Origin of the sequence: Holdemanella biformis DSM 3989 (assembly GCF_000156655.1) — a bacterium.
Classification (GTDB): domain Bacteria; phylum Bacillota_I; class Bacilli_A; order Erysipelotrichales; family Erysipelotrichaceae; genus Holdemanella; species Holdemanella biformis.
In genome coordinates, this window is the sequence record NZ_DS996841.1 from 218,673 (window position 1) to 238,533 (window position 19,861).

General features: G+C 34.0%; 19 protein-coding genes. 4 read left to right on the forward strand and 15 right to left on the reverse strand.

All coding sequences use genetic code 11. The features are described from left to right. Positions 1-31: 31 nt before the first annotated feature. Genes thiI through EUBIFOR_RS02590 form a run of 3 tightly spaced genes read right to left on the reverse strand, consistent with a single transcriptional unit; the run spans position 32 to position 4,111 of the window. The gene (thiI, locus tag EUBIFOR_RS02580; RefSeq protein ID WP_003864350.1) at positions 32-1,222 is read right to left on the reverse strand and encodes a tRNA uracil 4-sulfurtransferase ThiI; all 1,191 of its coding nucleotides are present in this window, start codon (positions 1,220-1,222) and stop codon (positions 32-34) included. Then, entirely contained in the window at positions 1,206-2,336 is a 1,131-nt protein-coding gene (locus EUBIFOR_RS02585; RefSeq protein WP_003864351.1) for a cysteine desulfurase family protein, read from the reverse strand. The genes thiI and EUBIFOR_RS02585 overlap by 17 nt, the downstream gene beginning before the upstream one ends. Further along, entirely contained in the window at positions 2,336-4,111 is a 1,776-nt protein-coding gene (locus EUBIFOR_RS02590) for a septation ring formation regulator EzrA (RefSeq protein ID WP_040466092.1), read from the reverse strand. Before EUBIFOR_RS02590 ends, EUBIFOR_RS02585 begins: the two co-directional genes overlap by 1 nt. A gap of 263 nt (positions 4,112-4,374) precedes the next feature. Here EUBIFOR_RS02590 and rpsD point away from each other — a divergent pair, with 263 nt between their 5' ends. Next, complete coding sequence (gene rpsD, locus EUBIFOR_RS02595; protein WP_003864353.1) at positions 4,375-4,983, forward strand: 30S ribosomal protein S4; 609 nt, start codon at positions 4,375-4,377, stop codon at positions 4,981-4,983. 89 nt (positions 4,984-5,072) lie between these two features. On the opposite strand, the gene EUBIFOR_RS02600 is transcribed toward rpsD, so the two are convergent. The 7 genes from EUBIFOR_RS02600 to rdgB all read right to left on the reverse strand — a co-directional run bounded on the left by EUBIFOR_RS02600 (position 5,073) and on the right by rdgB (position 11,129). Continuing rightward, a complete protein-coding gene (locus EUBIFOR_RS02600) occupies positions 5,073-5,381 on the reverse strand; it encodes a single-stranded DNA-binding protein (protein ID WP_003864354.1) in 309 nt (102 codons plus the stop codon). Between the two features lie 174 nt (positions 5,382-5,555). Further along, positions 5,556-6,809 carry an EF-P 5-aminopentanol modification-associated protein YfmH gene (yfmH, locus tag EUBIFOR_RS02605; protein ID WP_040466093.1) on the reverse strand — a complete coding sequence of 418 codons (1,254 nt, stop codon included), beginning with the start codon at positions 6,807-6,809 and terminating at the stop codon, positions 5,556-5,558. Continuing rightward, a complete protein-coding gene (locus EUBIFOR_RS02610; protein WP_003864356.1) occupies positions 6,799-7,998 on the reverse strand; it encodes a M16 family metallopeptidase in 1,200 nt (399 codons plus the stop codon). The genes yfmH and EUBIFOR_RS02610 overlap by 11 nt, the downstream gene beginning before the upstream one ends. Positions 7,999-8,066: 68 nt before the next feature. Further along, positions 8,067-9,311 (reverse strand): NlpC/P60 family protein, encoded by a 1,245-nt coding sequence (locus tag EUBIFOR_RS02615; protein ID WP_040466094.1) that lies wholly within the window; start codon positions 9,309-9,311, stop codon positions 8,067-8,069. 207 nt (positions 9,312-9,518) lie between these two features. Beyond that, positions 9,519-10,052, reverse strand: a complete 534-nt coding sequence (locus EUBIFOR_RS02620; protein WP_040466095.1) for a hypothetical protein — start codon at positions 10,050-10,052, stop codon at positions 9,519-9,521. Beyond that, positions 10,030-10,551 carry a tRNA (cytidine(34)-2'-O)-methyltransferase gene (locus tag EUBIFOR_RS02625; protein WP_003864359.1) on the reverse strand — a complete coding sequence of 174 codons (522 nt, stop codon included), beginning with the start codon at positions 10,549-10,551 and terminating at the stop codon, positions 10,030-10,032. The genes EUBIFOR_RS02620 and EUBIFOR_RS02625 overlap by 23 nt, the downstream gene beginning before the upstream one ends. A gap of 2 nt (positions 10,552-10,553) precedes the next feature. After that, a complete protein-coding gene (gene rdgB / locus EUBIFOR_RS02630) occupies positions 10,554-11,129 on the reverse strand; it encodes an RdgB/HAM1 family non-canonical purine NTP pyrophosphatase (protein ID WP_003864360.1) in 576 nt (191 codons plus the stop codon). Between the two features lie 94 nt (positions 11,130-11,223). On the opposite strand from rdgB, the gene EUBIFOR_RS02635 reads away from it, so the two are divergent. Next, entirely contained in the window at positions 11,224-12,363 is a 1,140-nt protein-coding gene (locus EUBIFOR_RS02635) for a sugar transporter (RefSeq protein ID WP_208853788.1), read from the forward strand. 32 nt (positions 12,364-12,395) lie between these two features. Next, positions 12,396-13,607, forward strand: coding sequence for a tRNA guanosine(34) transglycosylase Tgt (tgt, locus tag EUBIFOR_RS02640; protein ID WP_003864362.1), 1,212 nt, complete (start codon positions 12,396-12,398; stop codon positions 13,605-13,607). A 44-nt stretch (positions 13,608-13,651) separates the two neighbouring features. Here the strand turns inward: tgt and EUBIFOR_RS02645 are convergent, their stop codons facing one another. Then, positions 13,652-14,752 (reverse strand): uroporphyrinogen decarboxylase/cobalamine-independent methonine synthase family protein, encoded by a 1,101-nt coding sequence (locus EUBIFOR_RS02645; RefSeq protein WP_003864363.1) that lies wholly within the window; start codon positions 14,750-14,752, stop codon positions 13,652-13,654. A gap of 126 nt (positions 14,753-14,878) precedes the next feature. On the opposite strand from EUBIFOR_RS02645, the gene EUBIFOR_RS12070 reads away from it, so the two are divergent. Continuing rightward, positions 14,879-15,913, forward strand: a complete 1,035-nt coding sequence (locus EUBIFOR_RS12070) for a uridine kinase family protein (RefSeq protein ID WP_003864364.1) — start codon at positions 14,879-14,881, stop codon at positions 15,911-15,913. A gap of 23 nt (positions 15,914-15,936) precedes the next feature. On the opposite strand, the gene EUBIFOR_RS02655 is transcribed toward EUBIFOR_RS12070, so the two are convergent. The 4 genes from EUBIFOR_RS02655 to EUBIFOR_RS02670 form a co-directional block, all read right to left on the reverse strand. Next, the gene (locus EUBIFOR_RS02655) at positions 15,937-17,745 is read right to left on the reverse strand and encodes a Na/Pi cotransporter family protein (protein ID WP_003864365.1); all 1,809 of its coding nucleotides are present in this window, start codon (positions 17,743-17,745) and stop codon (positions 15,937-15,939) included. Between the two features lie 169 nt (positions 17,746-17,914). Further along, positions 17,915-18,556 (reverse strand): site-2 protease family protein, encoded by a 642-nt coding sequence (locus tag EUBIFOR_RS02660; RefSeq protein WP_003864366.1) that lies wholly within the window; start codon positions 18,554-18,556, stop codon positions 17,915-17,917. Then, a complete protein-coding gene (ychF, locus tag EUBIFOR_RS02665; RefSeq protein WP_003864367.1) occupies positions 18,549-19,652 on the reverse strand; it encodes a redox-regulated ATPase YchF in 1,104 nt (367 codons plus the stop codon). The genes EUBIFOR_RS02660 and ychF overlap by 8 nt, the downstream gene beginning before the upstream one ends. A 17-nt stretch (positions 19,653-19,669) precedes the next feature. Beyond that, on the reverse strand, positions 19,670-19,861 hold the full coding sequence (locus EUBIFOR_RS02670; RefSeq protein ID WP_003864368.1) for a DUF951 domain-containing protein: 192 nt from the start codon (positions 19,859-19,861) through the stop codon (positions 19,670-19,672).

A 19,861-nucleotide genomic window follows, 5' to 3' on the forward strand; every position in this document is an offset into this window, starting at 1 on the left:
GAAAAAGAGAAGTGCTTAATTTTCACTTCTCTTAGAATAAATCTTCTTCAACCTTAACTGGATGTACCCAAATATCTTCTGTATTATCTATACAATCTTGTACCATCTTGTCAAAATCCCATTTTCCCTCATATTTTTCGCATTTATCAACACGAGGTTTTGTGACTGGATTTTTAGGTGTAAAGATCGTACAACAATCTTCATAAGGAAGAATACTTGTTTCATAGGTTCCAATCTTTTTAGATAGATCAATAATCTCAACTTTATCCATACAAACAACTGGACGAATAATTGGCATGTTTGTGACATCATTGATTGCAAGCATACTTTCTAATGTTTGACTTGCGACCTGACCAATTGACTCACCAGTAGCGATTGCTTGCGCATGTCTTTTTTGAGCTAGACCTGTTGCAATACGCATCATCATACGACGCATTAATGTGATCGCATAACTCTCATCCGCATTTTGATAGATTGCCAATTGAAGATCTGTAAATGGAACAACATGAACTAAAACATCACCTTGATAACCAGATACAAGTCTTGCCAGTTCCATAACTTTTTCTTGTGCATTTTGTGAAGTATATGGAGGAGATGCATAGTGAATACATTCAATATGTACACCACGCTTCATCATTAAGTAGCAGGCAACTGGAGAATCAATTCCGCCACTCAATAAAACCATGGCCTTTCCACCAACACCAACTGGATATCCTCCAGCACCTTGAACACGATCTGTCATGATGTAAGCTGCATCTTGGTGAACTTCAACAACAATTTTAACATCCGGATTATGCACATCTACTTTCCAGTCACTGTTCTTTAAAATTTTAGTGGCTACCTTACGATTAATTTCATCCGAAATATAAGGGAATAATTTATCGCTACGACGTGCAGCTACCTTAAATGTTTTTGGCGTTGTTAAATCTAAAGATTCATAACAAGCATCAATGATTTGATCTAAATCTGGTTCCACTTTAATAGCCAATGAGAAAGATGAAATTCCAAATACTTTCGCTAAAATTTCACTTACCTGTTTTGAATCTTCATCATGAAGGTAAATATACATACGATCATGTTGTTTTTCAAATTCTAATGTTGGAAATGCTTTTAAAGCCTTACGAACATTATCATAAAGCGCCTTAATAAAGTTGTTACGGTTTTTTCCTTTTAAACTCAATTCGCCATAACGAATCAAGATGTGATTATAACGATAAGCCATAATTCTCTATAATCTCCTTACATGTTTCTATAAAATATTTTGCCTCTTCTAAAGTATTCTCATAAGAAAATGATAAGCGAATTCCATGTGTCGCATCAAATTCCGATTTATGCATAGCCAATAAGACTTCAGAAGCATTGGTATTTTGTGAAGAACAAGTGCTTTTTGCGGATACACAAATCCCCTTTTGATCCAAAGCATTCAATAAGACTTCACTTGTGATTTGATCAAATGAAATATTTAGAATATATGGAATCGCACTCAAAGGTGAATGAATATGTGCACCCTTAATTTTAGATAATTCTTCACGCAAATATTGATTGATTTTTGAAACATGAGCATACGCACTAGATTGTTCTTCTAAAGCCAAACGAATCGTTTTTGCCAAAACAATATTGGCAGGTGCATTCTCTGTTCCTCCACGAAGACCCTGTTCTTGTTGACCACCTTGAATAATTGGAACAAGCTGAATCTTCTTTTTCTTCATTAAAATGGCACTTCCCTTTAGACCATGAATCTTATGTGCAGAGATTGTTGCCATATCTAATTTGTCGAAAGGAATATCAATTTTTGAGAAGCTTTGTACACAATCCACATGATAAACACAAGTTGGATTTTGATGTACAATTTTCTCTAATTCTAAAATGGGATTGATGGCACCCATTTCATTATTCACATGCATAACAGAAACTAAAATCGTATCTTTACGCATATGCGCTTTTAAACATTCTGGCGTTACAATACCTTCTTCATTAATTGGAAGAAATTCAACTTCAAAGCCAAAACGCTTTAAAAACTCCATCGCATGACGAACACTTGAATGTTCAACATTACTTGTTAATACATGATGACCTCTATGTTCATTTGCTAGAGCATATCCAACAATAGCTAATGTGTTGGATTCACTAGCCGCTGAAGTAAAAATAATTTCACTAGGCTCTACATGAAGCATAGAAGCAATATTTGATCGACTCTTTTCCATGAGCGTACTTGCTTGACGTCCTATTGCATGCAAACTATCTGGATTGCCATAACAAGTTTCTAACATTTGCCCATAAACACGACGAACCTCTGTACGTACAGAGGTTGTCGAAGCATTATCAAAATAAATCATTACTGCACCTGATTCATAACAGCAGGATCTTTTTGAGCAACTAGTTTCTCATAAATTCCTGGGTGCATGTTTTCGATTGCCTGAATCGCAATCTTAAGTGCACGAGTATATTCTCCATTTTGGAAGCATAACTCTGCACGAGTTAAATCCGAATCCATTTGTGCATGCGTACTACGGAAACGGTTACCAAACACAATCGCATTTTCTACCATAACAGCAACACCGACTAAATTGTTTGCGTTATTGTATAACTTATATACAAAATCGATGGCATCCTGCAAATCTGCATTTAATGTTTGTACATCTAATGGTGAGTGATCCAACACAACACGAACACGTTGAATCAAGCGTTCGCCTTCTTTTAAATCTGCAGAAAATTGAGATGAAATACTAGGTAAATGACGTGTTACTGTATTTAGACGCACTTCATTTAAAATCAATTGTAATTTAGTCAATTGTTTTTTAGCACGTGATTCATCACTACTTGCTCCCACTAGCATTTCTTTCATATCCTTGACTTGATCGTGGAATTCATTAACATCTTCTGAAAATTTACGATAACCATGAACTACATCTACGCTTGGACGTTGATTTTGTTTCAATTCATTTTGAATTTCATCACGACGCTTTTCTAAATCTTCCATTTGGATTTTTGCCAAAGAGAAGCGGTGTGTCCAATCTTCTAAACCAAAACGGTCTTTAATATTGGCATAAAGTGCCATGATTTCCTCAAGTTCCTGACCAATGACATTAACAATATCTAAATTTGATTGAAGACTCACATGAATTTCTTCATATGCCTGTTTTTCATTCGTCACATCATCTTGTAAAGCTAAGATGTGATCTCCAATGATTTCCAAGTTTTCTTGTGCCAATTCAAATTCACCAGCATCCAATTGATCAATTGTACTTGCCAATGCATTTTGAATGGTTGTTAATTTTTCTTCTGGTTCTAAATAAGATAAGTCGATATCTTTTTCTTGTAATTCCTTGATGTGCAAACGAACTTCGTTGATTGCACGAGGTAATACATTCTTGGCCTTTTCATAGAGTCCAGGGAAGGCTGCAATTTTAGAGCTGATCTCATCCACCATTTTTGAGATTTTTTCTTGTTCTTCCTTTGCCTTATTAAATTCAGAAGCAAACATCCATTCTTCGAAATTAGAGAATTCATTTTCGATTTCCTCTAAACATGAATCTACATAATTAACCGATCCATAGAATGAAGAACGATTATCTTGATAAACAGTTTTCACATTACGGAAACGTTCTTTTAAAGCATTTGCCGATTCACGAACTTCTGTTTCACGAGCTAAGATGTGATCCAAAGATTGCGTAACAATACGAATTCTTTCTTTTGTTTCATCCATCATTGTTTCTAAATCATCCATTGCACGCATTGATTTACGCAAACGATGTCTAGAAACATAATCATCTGCTTCATTGAACAAATCATCACATGCACTTAAGTTATTTTGACAAGTATCATATTTTGGAGTTAATTTTTTAACTTTATCCATGATATCATCATTCACTCTTGCGAACGCCGATGCTTTGTTAAATTTATAGGCCAAGGAATTGTTACGAATTTCATTCATTTCAATTTCAAGATCTGAAAGTCGCTTCGACGCCTTTTTACGTTTGATCATACGCATGATGATCCAAACCAAGATCAAGACTAAAATCGCTATACAAAGATAGATGATTACAGTCACAGAAAGTTGATTTTTTATGAATGCGTATACTGATCGAAAGAAATTCAAAACACTATCCATAGTGGTACCTCCTTGCAAACCATTCTTATTATAGCAAAACTTCAAAATCATTGCATCCTTTTCTTGATTTTATTCATGTTCTTTGATATGATACATAGGCATAAATTGATAGCAGCATACAAAGTTAAAGGATATGCGTTACAGCACTAAGCGATATGAGTAAGCTAATAGCTGATAGCGGAAAATATCATTGTTAACACAACCTTTAAAGATTTGTACTGTTATTGTTTTATGAATGATATAAAACAATAGGAGGAAAAATTATGTCAAGAAACACAGGAAGCATTTGGAAAAAGTCTCGTCGTCTTGGTTTCTCAGTTTTAGAAACTGGTGAAGAATTAACTCGTCGTGATACTATTCCAGGACAACACGGTTCACCTCGTCGTCCAAAATTAACAAACTACGGTATCCAGTTACAAGAAAAACAAAGAATTCGTCACACTTACCAATTAAGTGAAAAACAATTCTACAACACTTACTTAAAAGCAAGTAAAAAAGCTGGTTCAGCTGGTGAAAACTTCTTAGTAATGTTAGAATCTCGTTTAGATAATATCGTTTATCGTATGGGATTTGCACGTACTCGTCGTGCTAGCCGTCAGTTAGTAAACCACGGACACGTATTAGTAGATGGTAAGAAAGTAGATATTCCTAGTTTCCAAGTAAAACCAGGACAAGTTATCGAAATCCGTGAACGCGCTAAAAACTTAAGCGTAATTAACGAAGCTTTAGAAGCTGCAACTGCAACTGTTGATTTCGTAGAAGTAAACAAAGACGCTAAGAAAGGTACTTATGTTCGTTACCCAGAACGTAAAGAACTATTCACAGCTCAAGAAATCAACGAATTGTTAGTAGTAGAATTCTACAACCGTTAATCTTAGACATAAAAAAAAGAAAGAAGCGACTTGATTCGCTTCTTTTTTTGTGGATGTGTTTTCTTATTTTGTGTATTTCTCTTTGTTTACTAACGTAAAAAATCAATTTTTTCGGCTACAAAGCCATAGTTTAAGTATACCTTTTCATCCTTTTGATATTTACGCGAATGAATACGACCATTGATTCCTACATAATCACCAATCTTACATGAAGCACTTACCGTTTCAGCAAGTCCTCGCCATACTTCAATAACCATATCATCATTTTCATAAACACCATCTGAATTTGGAAAGTTACGCTGCACACGAACAGGAAGTTCACAAGTTTTTAAACCATTTGTTGTTTCCTTTAAAACAGGCATTTCCGTAATTTTCCCCACGATACTAAACGCATTCATAATTGATTATCCTCCTTCAATTCTGACCACCATTTTCATCACCATCCTTCTTCAAATGTATTGTACAAACATCCCTTATATAAAACAAACGACCTATTTTGTCTATAGGTCGCTATTTTGCACATATTTCTATTGTTTTCAGCCTCTAATTTGGCTAAAATAACGCAAATTAGATCAGATAGAATCATTCGGAAGAATTTTTGTCACACATACATTTGAAAAATCTAAATCATCCAAATTAGAAAGAACCTTGTCTAAAGACATCTTTTGAATGCGATTTAAACTATCCATATAATCAAAATTTTCAAAATGACTTCTTAATAAATCATTCGCTAAACCATCAAAATGATTTAAGCCCCTTAAATTATTCGCTATAGCCTGCGCACGCAAAGATTGATAATCTTCATTCAATATTGTTTTCTTCTTCACCTGCTCTTTTACAAGCTCAATAAAAGCCTCTGGATTTGTTGTTTGTGCATAAAATAAGACATAACTATGATCTGTAGTGAAATCCGCTTCCGCTCCTACAAATTGCGTAAAAATTCTTTGATCCAGCCATTCTTGAAATTTAGGATTCAAAGGCCCCATTAAAGAATCTAGCCACATATTAACCGCAAAATCCTTTTCTATACTCTCCATAACATTTGAACAAGGCTTCATTTTAAAGCCAACACACACAAAAGGCTGAGAAATATCCATTGTATCTACAAATTCTTTGCGATTGACTTCCATCGGTTCTTCTTTAAAAACACGCGAAATCTCTTTATCACACTTACTTTCTACATCCTTTTGACAGTCTTTGATCCATTCCATAATTTCGTCTGTATCTTTTCCAGTGATGCCTACAAGACATAATTTACTTGGATCATAATTCAACTCATAAAAATATTTAAGATCTTCCATACGCATATTTTGAATATCTTTCTTAGATCCTAATACATCTACTTTCATTGGATGATTCTTATATAAAGAGATTAAAGTCTCCTTAAAAAGACGCTGTTCAGGCGATTGTTGATACATATCATATTCACTTAGAATAATTCCCTTTTCTTTTTCAATCGTTTTGTTTGTCACGTCTAGATTCTCAACAAAATCAAATAATAGCTTTAATGGTTTTTTTACATCTGCTGTCGTTGAAAAATAAAATGCAGTTTCCGTATATGAAGTATAGGCATTTGTAGAACACTGCAAACCCGCAAACAATTCACTAACATCTTCTCCATCTAAATAAAACATTTGATGCTCTAAATAATGAGCCAATCCACTTTTATGATGAACAAGTGTTCCATCCACATTTTGATCTATGTCAAAGCCACCAACTTTTGCCCCCAAAAGAAAGAGTGATCTTTGATAATCCGGCTTATGCACAAGTAAAACTTGTAAGCCATTTGGTAAAGTTTCTTTCGTTAAATCCAAATTATAATTCATTTTCATTCTCCGCAACAATGGCTACTGATGCCAAATTCATTTGTAAAGCAACACGCGAAATATCTTCCTTTGTCACCTTCATAATCCTTTCAATTCTTTGTTCTGTTGTTAGTTTACAATGCAACAAATCATCTAAAAACGCTTGGGCAATTAAAGAGAGTGCCTGATCCAACCCGCCAACAAGGCGATCTTTAAATCCCATTTTCGCAATTTCTAAATAGGCATCGTCATAATCCATATTCAATAATCGATCCATTTGGGTTTCTATTAAATTCAATACTTTAGTAACATCTTTACGATTTACACCCGTATGAATCAATATCGCACCATCAAAACGAATGATTGATGAGCTTATTGAATAACAAAGGCTATTCTTCTCACGAATCTCATCAAACATCAAATTCTTTTGACTTTGTCCTAAAATACTACACAAAAGCAATTCTGCCTCATAGTCTGCACTTGAAATATCCACACCTGTAGAATACACTTGCGAAATACAGGTTTGAGAAATATCCTTTTCAAATGTCTTATAACTCGTTTCTACTTTTGGAAGCAATGTTCTTTCTGAAATAAAAGGAAAATGCGAATCCAAAGAATCAATAAAATCATATAATTCTTGATCAACATATCCACAAATATAGAAATGTTTAGCCATATCCATATAGAGTGTATATATTTGTTTGACATCTTTTAAAGTAAGCGTTTCTAAGTCCTTTAAACTTCCTTGTACAGGAATCGAAATCGAATGCTTGTCATGAGCCATTTCAAAGGCATACATACAAGATAAATTGGCTGGGTCATCCATTTGTGCTAATAATCTATTTTTTAATAGATATACAGACTCTTTGAAGTTTTCTTCATCCAATACCGAATGAAATAAAGCTTGATCCATAATATCTTTGATTTTATTTACATAATTCTCATCTTCAATCCAGTCTGGACGAACAAATTGAAAACGCACATCTACTTGAATTAAATCCCCGAAAGATGTTAATCCATAAGATATTTTCGTACCATAAGCTAGATTTAACGTAGAGGCTAATTTCTGTTTTGAATCCATCTTTTCTGTTTTTGCCTTCATCATATATACAAGAACATTGAGTGCTGTAATTGTATTTCGATTAAAAGGCATCATTGTTTTACAAGAAACATAGACATCGCTAAATTTTTGCGTTTGAATATAGTTCATACAAGACCTCCTTGAAAAATATATTATTGATTTTACCACAAAAACAAAAAAAAGGTTAGAATTGAATTCTAACCTACATGAACATATGCAATCAATGCATTACCACAAGAAACCGACTCTATTACTGTTTGATTGCCTAGCCATCCACCATGAACAGCTTGTCCGTTTCCAAGATAAATCGCAACGTGACCTGAATAAACAATAATATCACCTGCAACTGGACTTGATGTAATGCGTCCTAAACTTAAATATTGTTCAGGAGAACCATGGAAATTAATTCCTACGGCTTTCAAAGCATTTGTGACTAACATTGTACAATCTTGACTTGCTCCTACTTGTGCTCTAGCTGCAGCCGCAATAGCTGAAGAGTTTACACTTGGAGTTGATGGTGCATAGTTATTGTTGTAACTATTGTTTGTAGAACCACCTGTTGTATTCTGTGAAGGAGCTTGTGTAGTATTTGTACTTGTGTTTGTACTCGTGCTTGTGTTTGTAGTAGTACTTTGAGCCGGTGTACTTGTAGTGTCTTGAGTTGAAGAATCCTGAGAAGGAGTTATTTCAGTCGCAACACCATTTTCATCGATCTTATATCCATCTTTTTCGGTATTCTTAATTAAATTACCATTTTCATCGAATGCGTATTTAGTTCCATCAATATCTAAGAATTTATTCTTAGTGACTTCACCATTTTCTGCATAATAATAATCCTGACCGTTGATTACTTGCCAACCAGTACGGAAGATTCCATCTTCACCAGTGAAATATGTTTTTCCGTCTACATCAAATTGACCTGTAGCCATCTTTCCATCTTCACCAAAATAATAGTCCTGGCCATCGATTTTTTGCCAACCCGTTACGCAATTTCCTTTTTCGTCAAAATAATATTTTGCGCCATTGTCTTCAACCCAGTTTGTTGAAGTCTTGTTTCCTTTTTCATCGTAGAATGATTTACCATCTTCACTCCATCCATGAAGAAGAATACCTTCCTTTTGGAAATTATATTCACTGCCGTGAATTGTAACCGTGCCTGTTGCTGCAGTTCCATCTGCTTGGAAATAATACGTTTCATCCGAAACATTTTGCCAACCAAACTGCATTTCACCCTTACTATTGAAATAGTAAAGTTCAGTATCGATTTTTGTTAAACCAGTAGCTGTTTGACGATTTGATTCTAAAATATAATAACGATCTGCGCCTTCACCATGCCATCCTGGTTGAACTTCTTTGGCATACATTGTCGAAACAATTGGACCAGAAGTCAATAGACATAGGCTTACGGCTAAAATTTTACTATGTTTTTCGATAAAATTCATCATATCACCTCTTCGTTACAACAACTGAAGTTTAACAAGGATTCTTTTTTGTTGCAAATTTTCGCTTAAAAATCATTTGCACTTTTTAGTAATTTATTTCTTAATTTTCCCTTAATAAGCTTTATATAAAGCATTTGAATCTAAATTGTGGTAAATTGTGTGATTTTATAAAAAATTGTACACAATTTAGTAAATGCATAATATTGTCTACAATTCATGAACAAAATCATCATAATCCGCAATCATTTTTGAAAGCGTATACAGTAAAACTATAGAAACAATCAGCATACTTATAAAAAGCCCTAAAGAAAGCCATTTTAAACAAGAAATTACCAAATATACACTTTTTGAATTTAATGCTTTAACAACCCAAAACAAGCCCCAAACGTATTTAATTCCATTAAAAATAACGACAATTCGAAACTTTTTTATCAATAATATGACTCCTGCAATAGCCAAAATGTCTATTAGTTTTATACAACTAATGAGTTTTAATACATTCAAAGTTGGATTTGAAATCACATAATATAGGATACGAATGAAAACACTCGATTGATACATACCTAGTGTTGACTGAATATGAAATAAACTCTCATAATTCGTCACAAAGAATAATTTACCAAACAGAATGAGCTGCCATACATTCTGCCACAACCAATATAGACAAAGAAAGAAAATAAAAAGAAAGATTCGCTTTTCAAACGAATCTATGCATTGATCAATCAACCTTAAGATTTTCAAGCCAATCCTCTCCCTTAAGCTCTTCATGCGTACTAAGTCCTGGATAATCAAGTTGACGCAACACTTCATATACAATAATGGCAGCACAATTGGACAAATTCAAGCTTCTTGCGTTTGCGACCATAGGAAGACGCATACAAGTATCTAAGTGTCCTTTGAGGATTTTTTTGTCTACACCCGTACTTTCTTTTCCAAGCACTAAATAAACATCGCCCTCTTCTTTTGCGAAGTCAAATTCACTTGGTGCCTTTTTTCCATAGCGAGTCATAAAATAATAATGTTCACATGGATTTTCAGCCACAAACGCATCCCAATTCTTGTGAATATGAATATCGGCATCTTTGATATAATCCATTCCCGAACGACGCAAATGTTTTTCATCTAACGAAAAGCCCAATGGTTCAATCAAATGCAAACGAGAACCTGTAGCCATACAAGTTCGAATAATATTTCCTGTATTTTGTGGAATTTCCGGTTCATACAATACTACATGCAACATACTTATTTACTCCAATCTTTCAAAAACTTCTCAAGCGCAATACCACGATGTGAAACACTATTTTTCTTTTCTTCACTCACATTGGCAAGCGTTGTCTTAAATGCAGGATAATAGAAAATAGGATCATAACCAAATCCATTTTCACCTTCCAATTTATCGTGAATCAAACCTTCACATTCACCACGATATACATGTTCTTTTCCATCTTCATCAATATAGGCAATTACACACACATAACGAGCTGTACGCACCTTACCTTGTACTTGATCTATAATATATTGATTCTTAATATCATAGCTTGTATCTTCACCTAAAAAACGAGCGGAATAAACACCCGGCTTTTTGTCCATCGCATCCACTTCCAAACCTGAATCATCACTAATGACAGGTTCATGTAGTTCATTAAATAATGTACGAGCTTTGATCAATGCATTTTCTTCAAAAGTTGTTCCATCTTCAATAATATGGATTGTATGATCTAAATCTTTTAAACATTTCACATCACAATCCTTCAACATCGTCTGAAACTCTTCCACTTTATGAGCATTGCTCGTTGCTATCCAAATTGTTTTCTTCATAAATTATCACCGATATATATTATAGAAAGAAAAAATAGGGTTTTCAATAAAACTTATGGTAAAATAAAAATCGTTTTTGAAAGGATGATTTATTTTGCATAAGAAACAATGGATGCCACTTTTAGGAATGACAATTGCCGCATTTATTTTTAACACTTCTGAATTTATGCCCATTGGCCTACTTACAGATATTGCCCAATCTTTTTCCATCACCCAAACACAAGCCGGTGCAATGATTACTATCTATTCTTGGGCTGTGATGCTACTTTCTTTACCATTAATGATTTTAGCTTCTAAATACAACTTAAAGAAAGTCTTACTTACTACACTCTTCTTATTTGGACTAGGGCAAGCCATTAGTGCTATTTCTATGAATTTCGCTATATTAATACTAGGAAGACTTGTCGTAGCATGTGCTCACGCCGTATTCTGGTCTATCGCAAGCGTCATAGCTGTAAGACTTGTCAATGAAGATAAACGTGAATTTGCGATGAGCATGATTGTTACGGGTACAAGCGTTGCCATGATTGCCGGTTTACCACTTGGAAGAATGATTGGTTTATGGATGGGATGGAGAATCACATTTTTGATTGTAGGGATCATCAGTATCCTTCTACTACTTTTTCAAACACACTACTTACCTAGTCTTGAAACAACTTCTGCCTTTACTTTATATCAATTACCTACACTATTAAGAAATAAACAGCTAATTACCATTTACGGTATTTCCTTATTATTTGCGAGTGCCTACTATACGGCCTATAGCTATATCGAACCCTTCTTATCACAAGTCGCAATTTTATCCAATACAACAATTACACTTGTACTCTCTTTATTTGGTGTTGCCGGAATCGGTGGAAGTATCTTATTCTCTAATTTCTACAACAAGAACAGAAAGAGATTCATCTTAGTTTCACTATTCTCTCTTACACTTGTTTTATTCTTATTAAAACCAAGTGCAGTATCCATCATCACACTCTTGTTGATGTGTATTGTATGGGGAACTAGCTCTACTGCATTTAATGTGGCTTGCCAATCAGAAACAATGTTGGCAACTGATGAAAATACAAGTTCTGTTGCAATGTCGATTTTCTCAGGCATCTTTAATCTAGGTATTGGATTAGGGTCTTTTATCGGAGGACAAACCATTAATTGGATTAACATTCAATCCATCGGATATGTTGCAGGTATAATCAGTATACTTGGTATAATCTTTTATATAAGCCGACGCTAATATATGATAAAATAAATGAGTTGGAGGCATTTATGGAATATAAAAATGACAATAAATTTTATTTTGAAATTGAAAAAAGAATTCCTGGCCATTTAGGAAGAGCCGGAATTATACATACACCTCATGGTGACATTAAAACGCCAGCATTTATGTGCGTAGGAACACATGGTGAAGTTCGTTTTGTTTCTATGGAAGAATTAAAGAGTATTCATGCTCAAGCCATGTTAAGTAATGGATATCATTTACGAAACATTTCCCCAGAAATTGCCGCTAATGGAGGCTTATCTGCATGGTCAAAATGGGATGGTCCAACCTTAACGGATTCTGGTGGATTTCAAGTCATGTCTTTAGGTTCAGGTTGTGGAAAAGTTGTCAGCATGAAACGTGAAGACAACATGAAAAATACGGAAGAAGAAAAACGTTTAGCCCACGTTACAGAAGATGGAGTACACTTTCATGATCCATTTACAGGTCAAGAAGATTTTATTGGTCCTGAAGAAAGTATGCAGATTCAATGTCGTATTGGAGCCGATATCCATATGGCTTATGATGAATTAACTTCTTTAGCGGATACTTATGAATATAATGTTGAATCTTTGGCAAGAACTGAGCGTTGGGCAAAAAGAAGTCTTGATGAACATAAGAAACATTGTGATGATTTAGGATATCACCAATCTCTATATGGCGTAATTCAAGGTGGGCGTTGGGAAGATCTTAGAAGATCTACTTGTAAAAAGTATGCACAAATGGATTTTGATGGTTATGGATTAGGTGGAGCTTTCTTAAAAGAAACATTAGGCGATATTTTAACTTGGTGTAACGAAGAACTACCAGAAAACAAGCCAAGACATTTATTAGGTTTATCTCATCCAGATGATATCTTGATTGGAACTGAAAACGGTGCAGATACATTTGATTGTGTAGCCCCTACAAGAGAAGCAAGACATGGAAGATTGTATACAATGCATGGTCCTATCAATCTATCTAAATATAGAGATAGCGATGAAATCATTGATGAAGGATGTGATTGTCCAACATGTCAAAGTAAAATCACATTAGGCGAATTAAGAAGACTTTGGAAATCACAAGACCGCACAGAATCAGCCAAATATTTTGAACTAGCTTCGATACATAATCTTCGTTTCATCATTCGTCTTACAGAACAGGCTAGACAAGCTATTTTAGATGGTACATTTAAAGAATTCAAAGAATCTTTCTTAAATTCATACTACGGGAACAAATAATTGTTCCTTTTTTTGTGAAAAAAAGAGAAATCGAACGATTTCCCTTAAATGAAGTCTTGGCAAGATACCAATAAATCAATTTTCTTCCATTGTGTTTCTTCATCAATGCAGTTACCTTCTTCTACAGAGGCAAATCCACATTGTGGAGAAAGTGCAATATTCTCACCAACTACAGCTTTAGCTTGTTCATAACGCTCTTTAATCGCGTCATGCTCTTCTAATTCTTTACGCTTAGTCGAAATCAAGCCAGCTACAAATGTGCGGTCAGTGCCTTTTAAAACAGCCCAAGGATCAAAGGTTCCACTACGAGCATCATCATATTCTACAAAATAGCCATCGTATGGAATACTTGCGACCGATTTGGCAATCGTATCATAGAATCCATGGAATAATGGATTTCCTTTGAAGTTTCCTTTACAGAAATGTGTTGCGATCTGCATATCTTCTGGACGATTTTCTAAAGCCTTTGTACTTACACGCACAAACCAATCTAGTACTTGTGCTTTTGTATAACCCAAACCTTCTACCTTTGATACAAACGTATCGTCAATCATATATGTCCATGAAGTATCATCAATTTGAATATAGCGACAACCATGATTATAGAAATCACGAATGGCTGCTTGATATGCCAATCCAATATCTTCAATCACCGCTTCAATATCCGTACCATAATATGGTGTATCTTTAATGCCTAGTTGTAAGAAATGATCAATCAAAATCATATTTGGTCCAGAAATACATTTCTTGGCTTCTACACCATATTTACTTGCTTCCTTCTTTAAGAAATCCCATGCGTACATTTCTTTATGTGCCTTATTTGGATCATAGAAGATCTTTCCTTCAATCATACCCAATTCAATATGATTGTTTCTTCCATTAATAAACTTATCTAAGTGTTTTGTGGTAAAACCATCAAATTCTTTTAGCCAATCCAAATGCCACCAGCGACGACGAAACTCTCCATCCGTCACAAACTTTAATCCGTGTTGTACTTCTTTGGCAACCAATTTTGCGATTTGTTCATCCTCAATATCACGTAATTGTTCATATGTGATTTCATTATTATTAAATTTAGCACGAGCCTCTTTAATTTCTTGTGGTCTTAAAAAAGATCCTACAATATCATATTTAATATTCAACATTAGTCAATTTCCTCCAATGACATTATTTTATCATTTCTTATTGATTATTTATAATATTTAAAAATATGCACTTGTTATAGTTTTTATCTATAATCAAAAAGAAAAGAATATGGTAAAATAATTTCTATGAACACAAAAGAATATATACTTAATCAATTTAAATTATATCCACAACTTGAATTACAAGACCTTATGAAGTTTTTGTACCAAAGTAGTTTTGGATGTGAACACCTTGTTTCTGATTTTTCTACCGTCAAATCAAGTATTGAACAAGAACTACAAAATCATCAAGATTCTTCAAATTCAATTGAAGAATTAGATGGTGACTATATTCGTCTACATTTGAATTATGGCTTAAATGTAAACACACTAAGTACCTTATTTATACGATCATGCCAACAAGAAAAAAATGGGATCAAACAACTTGAAGATAAGATTCAAACTCTTTTAGATCTTATCTTCGACAATACTCTTCCCTTTTCATTCGAAAAATCTAAGGATTTACTTTTAAAATGGAAAAAAGAGGGGTATCCTGCAATTCATCATTCAGATACGTTCAATCAATTGTATCATCCTGCATATCGTTTGATTCACAAAAAATATATTCCATTTTTAGAACTATTCAAATATATAGACAACAATCACCCTTCTATGATTTCAATTGATGGTCGTTGTGCTTCGGGTAAGACAACACTTGCAGACTTACTTAAACAAATATATGACTGTAACGTATTTAAAATGGATGATTTCTTTCTACAACCTTTTCAAAGGACAAAAGAAAGGCTTGAAAGTCCTGGAGAAAATGTGGATCATGAACGTTTTGAACAAGAGATATTGATTCCATTATCAAAACATGAAGATGTGAAGTTGTGTAAATTTAATTGCTCAACTATGTCTATAGAACATGCTATCTTGATTCCATATAAACCATTCAATATTATAGAAGGCTCTTATTCTATGCATTCTCGTCTTCAAAAATATTATGATTTTTCCGTTTTCTTAACAGTCAATAAAGATGAACAAATAGAAAGACTAAGAAAAAGAAATCCAAAGATGTTGAATAATTTCATTCAACAATGGATTCCTTTAGAAGAAGCCTATTTTAATACTTTTTCAATCCAAGACAAATGTGACATTCAAATTAATACATCAAAGGCCTGATTTCTCAGGCCCTTTTTTAATTTCTATTCAACTTGATCGTCTTCCATACTTACAATACGACCTTTTCTTTGTCCAAGATCATATTTTTCTTGATATTCAGCCAACGTTGTTTTATAATCGTCACCTTCGATCGCATATACCTTTGAATCGTGAATATGGATATCTGTATCTTTTTCACGAATCTTAATCAAGGCCACCATACTACTTGCACAATGCGTGGCAATACGATTTAAACTATTCAATAAATCATTGAAGACTGTACCTTCTTCAAGTCCACAGTTTCCTTGTGATAAACGTTCAACGTGACGTAATTTCATTTCATCACAAAGTCCACGAATGACAATTCCAAGTGGGGATACACGTCTAGCTAACACAAGATCATCTTCTAAATAAGCATGATATGTCATATTCATAGATTCACGAACAGCTTCCATGACAAGATTTAATTCATCCATAGCCGCTTCCGACATTTCCATACGATTTTCATTGATACTCTTTGACATCTTGGCAATATCTGCAGCATGATCACCAATTCTTTCAAAGTCACTAATAGTATGAAGATATAATGAGGCTTGTCTTGTTTGTTCAGTATTTAATGCTTGTTTTGTAAGTTGCATCAAATAAGAACCTAAACGTGCTTCATATTTATCAATCAATTTTTCTTTACGCCCAACTTTTTCGTATTTTTCAGGTCTAAATTCATTAATTAGGTTCATCGCACGATTCACATTGTTACGCACTTTTTTAGCCATACCATTCATAACACGATGACATTGTGCAATTGCCAAAGCAGGATATGGAATCAAACGTTCTTCTAATAAATCAAAGTCCGCTTGTTCTTCTAAATCTTCAGGACTGTCTTTAATGAATACCATTAATAATTTTTCAATTTGTGGAATAAACCAGAATAAAACTAGAATCGCCCCAGAACGAAGAACGGTGTTCATTAAAGCAATCGTTACAGGTGTCATGACCATATTCACAAAGGTAAAATGTATAAATGCATTCGCACCATAAAATAAAATTGACCATATAATCATACCGAAAACATCATTTAATAAATATTCAATGGCTGTTCGCTTTCCATTTTTATTTGCACTTAAGGCAGAAATCAACACAGGACAAGCGGCTCCAATTCCAACCCCTAACGTAATTGGAAAAGCAGCAGCAAACGTTAAAGAACCAGTCATTGACAAGGCTTGTAAAATACCAATGGCAGCACTTGCACTTTGTAGAACAGCTGTAAACAAAATACCAACAAGAATACCCATAATTGGATTTGAGAACATTGTAAGCATACTAATGAATGTTTCATTTGTTCTTAAAGGTGAAACAGCACCACTCATTTGTTGCATACCTGTCATTAAAATTGCAAAACCAAGCATGATGTTTCCCACATTTTTATGTGTTGTACGTTTTCCAAATGTTTTTAAACAAATACCAATAAACGCAAACAATGTTGTGATCGTAGCTGTTGAAAATAAGCTAGCGATACCACTTGATCCACCAACATAAGATAAACACAATATCCAACCGGTAATACTTGTACCAATATTAGCACCCATAATAATACCGATTGCTTGTCTTAGTTTCATCATACCTGAGTTAACAAAACCAATGACCATTACTGTCGTAGCACTACTAGATTGAATAACAGAAGTAACACCTGCACCTAGGGCAACACCTTTTAGACTTGTGTTTGTCATCTTGTACAAGAATGCTTCTAACTTATTACCAGCTACGCTTTTTAGTCCATCGCCCATTAAAGACATACCGAACAAAAATAACGCAATGCCACCTAATAGGGATAAGACCATTGTAACTATTTCCATCTTGAACTCCTTTTATAAAATGAATATTTTATTTTCAATTTTTTCACGCAAAAAATTCCACATTGCGACGTCTTTATTATGCAATAAAAATAATGTCAAAACAATATTAAATTTATGTTAATTTTTAGTAAAATGTCATTTTTTGTGAAAGCGTTTAAAAAAGATGACTTTAGAAACCTAAAATCATCTTTGCGATCATCTCGAAAAATTGAATCATATTTGAACGTAACATACCTAGTGGATAATCTAATAGACCTGTAAAAATCAAAAAGATAAATAAGATGTTCATCCATGGTGCACCATCAATAAATTTATAATACTTATCATCTGGTAAAAATGAAAATAATATTTTCGATCCATCTAGTGGTGGAACTGGAATTAAGTTAAAAATTCCAAATCCCGTAGAAATAAGTCCTGTATAGGTCAATGTGTTTGATACAAAATAACCAACACTTGTCATCATAAATTGAGGTGCAAATTTATAAAGTGCATAAAACAGGAATATACAAATAAAGCTTAAAAGAAAATTTGCGACAGGCCCCGCAAAACTAGTCCAAATAATCCCTGTTTTTGCGTCTTTATAATATCTTGCATCAATTGGAACCGGTTTTGCCCATCCAAATCCACAGATCAATAGACAAACTAAGCCTAGCCAATCCACATGTTTAAAAGGATTTAGACTTAATCTTCCCTCTAATTTAGCGGTTGGATCTCCCATCCAATAAGAAACTAAGCCATGAGCTGTTTCATGAATTGACATGGATAGAATAACGGCAATCACCAAATAGACAATACTTTGTAGACTAAACATTAAATCTAAAATGCATTACATCGCCATCTTGAACGACATAATCCTTTCCTTCTAGGCGTAAACGTCCTGCTTCTTTAATAGCTAATTCACTACCCAATTCATCAATATCATCAAAGCGATATACTTCTGCTCGAATAAAGCCTTTTTTGAAATCTGTGTGGATAACACCAGCACAATCCGGTGCTTTCATACCTTTTTTGAATGTCCATGCACGACATTCATCTTCTCCAGCCGTTAAGAATGTACATAAATCTAATACGGAATAGGCTTCTTGAATCAATTGATCTAAGCCAGATGTTTCAACACCTAATTCTTCTAAGAACGCATCTTTTTCTTCTTTATCTAAACCAGACAATTCCTCTTCCATTTGCGCACACAAGGCAACGACTTGATTATTTTGACTTGCAGCATATTCTTTTACTTGATTGTAGTAAGCACATGAATCTGGATCCATAATACCTTCATCATCTAAGTTGGCAACATAAATCATAGGTTTTGCGGTCAATAAGTTATAACCCTTCATCAAAATTTGTTCTTCTTCATTTAATTCTAATGAACGCGCTGGTTTTCCTTCTTCTAAAACAGGTTGAAGACGATCCAATAAAGCAAGTTCATCCAATGATTCTTTATCTTTGTTTGTCTTAGCCTTACGTTCAATCTTACTTCTACGATTTTCAATTGTTTGAAGGTCAGCTAAAGTCAATTCTAAGTTGATAATTTCAATATCACGAATTGGATCCACACTATTTTCTACGTGTGTAATATCCGGATTGTCAAAACAACGAACTACGTGACAAATCGCATCTGTTAAACGAATGTTCGATAAGAATTGGTTACCCAAACCTTCACCTTGACTTGCTCCCTTTACTAATCCTGCAATATCAGTAAATTCAAATGTTGTATAAATCGTTTTTTTAGGATTGAAGATTTCAACTAAACGATCAATACGATAGTCTGGTACTTCTACAACACCTACATTTGGCTGAATTGTCGCAAATGGATAGTTTGCAGCTTCCACTTGAGATTTTGTGATAGCGTTAAATAAAGTCGATTTTCCTACGTTAGGAAGACCAACAATTCCTGCAGTTAATGGCATAATTCAATACATCCTCTCTATTCTTCTTCATGTCGAATTACTTTTTTCAATTTCTTTTCAAATTTTTGTCTAGGCATCAAAACACTTGCTCCACAACCCAAACACTTAATTCGAATATCAGCACCCATGCGAATAATTTTCCATTCTGTGGACTTATGACAAGGATGCTCTTTTTTCATTTCAACAATATCATTTAATCCATATTCCAT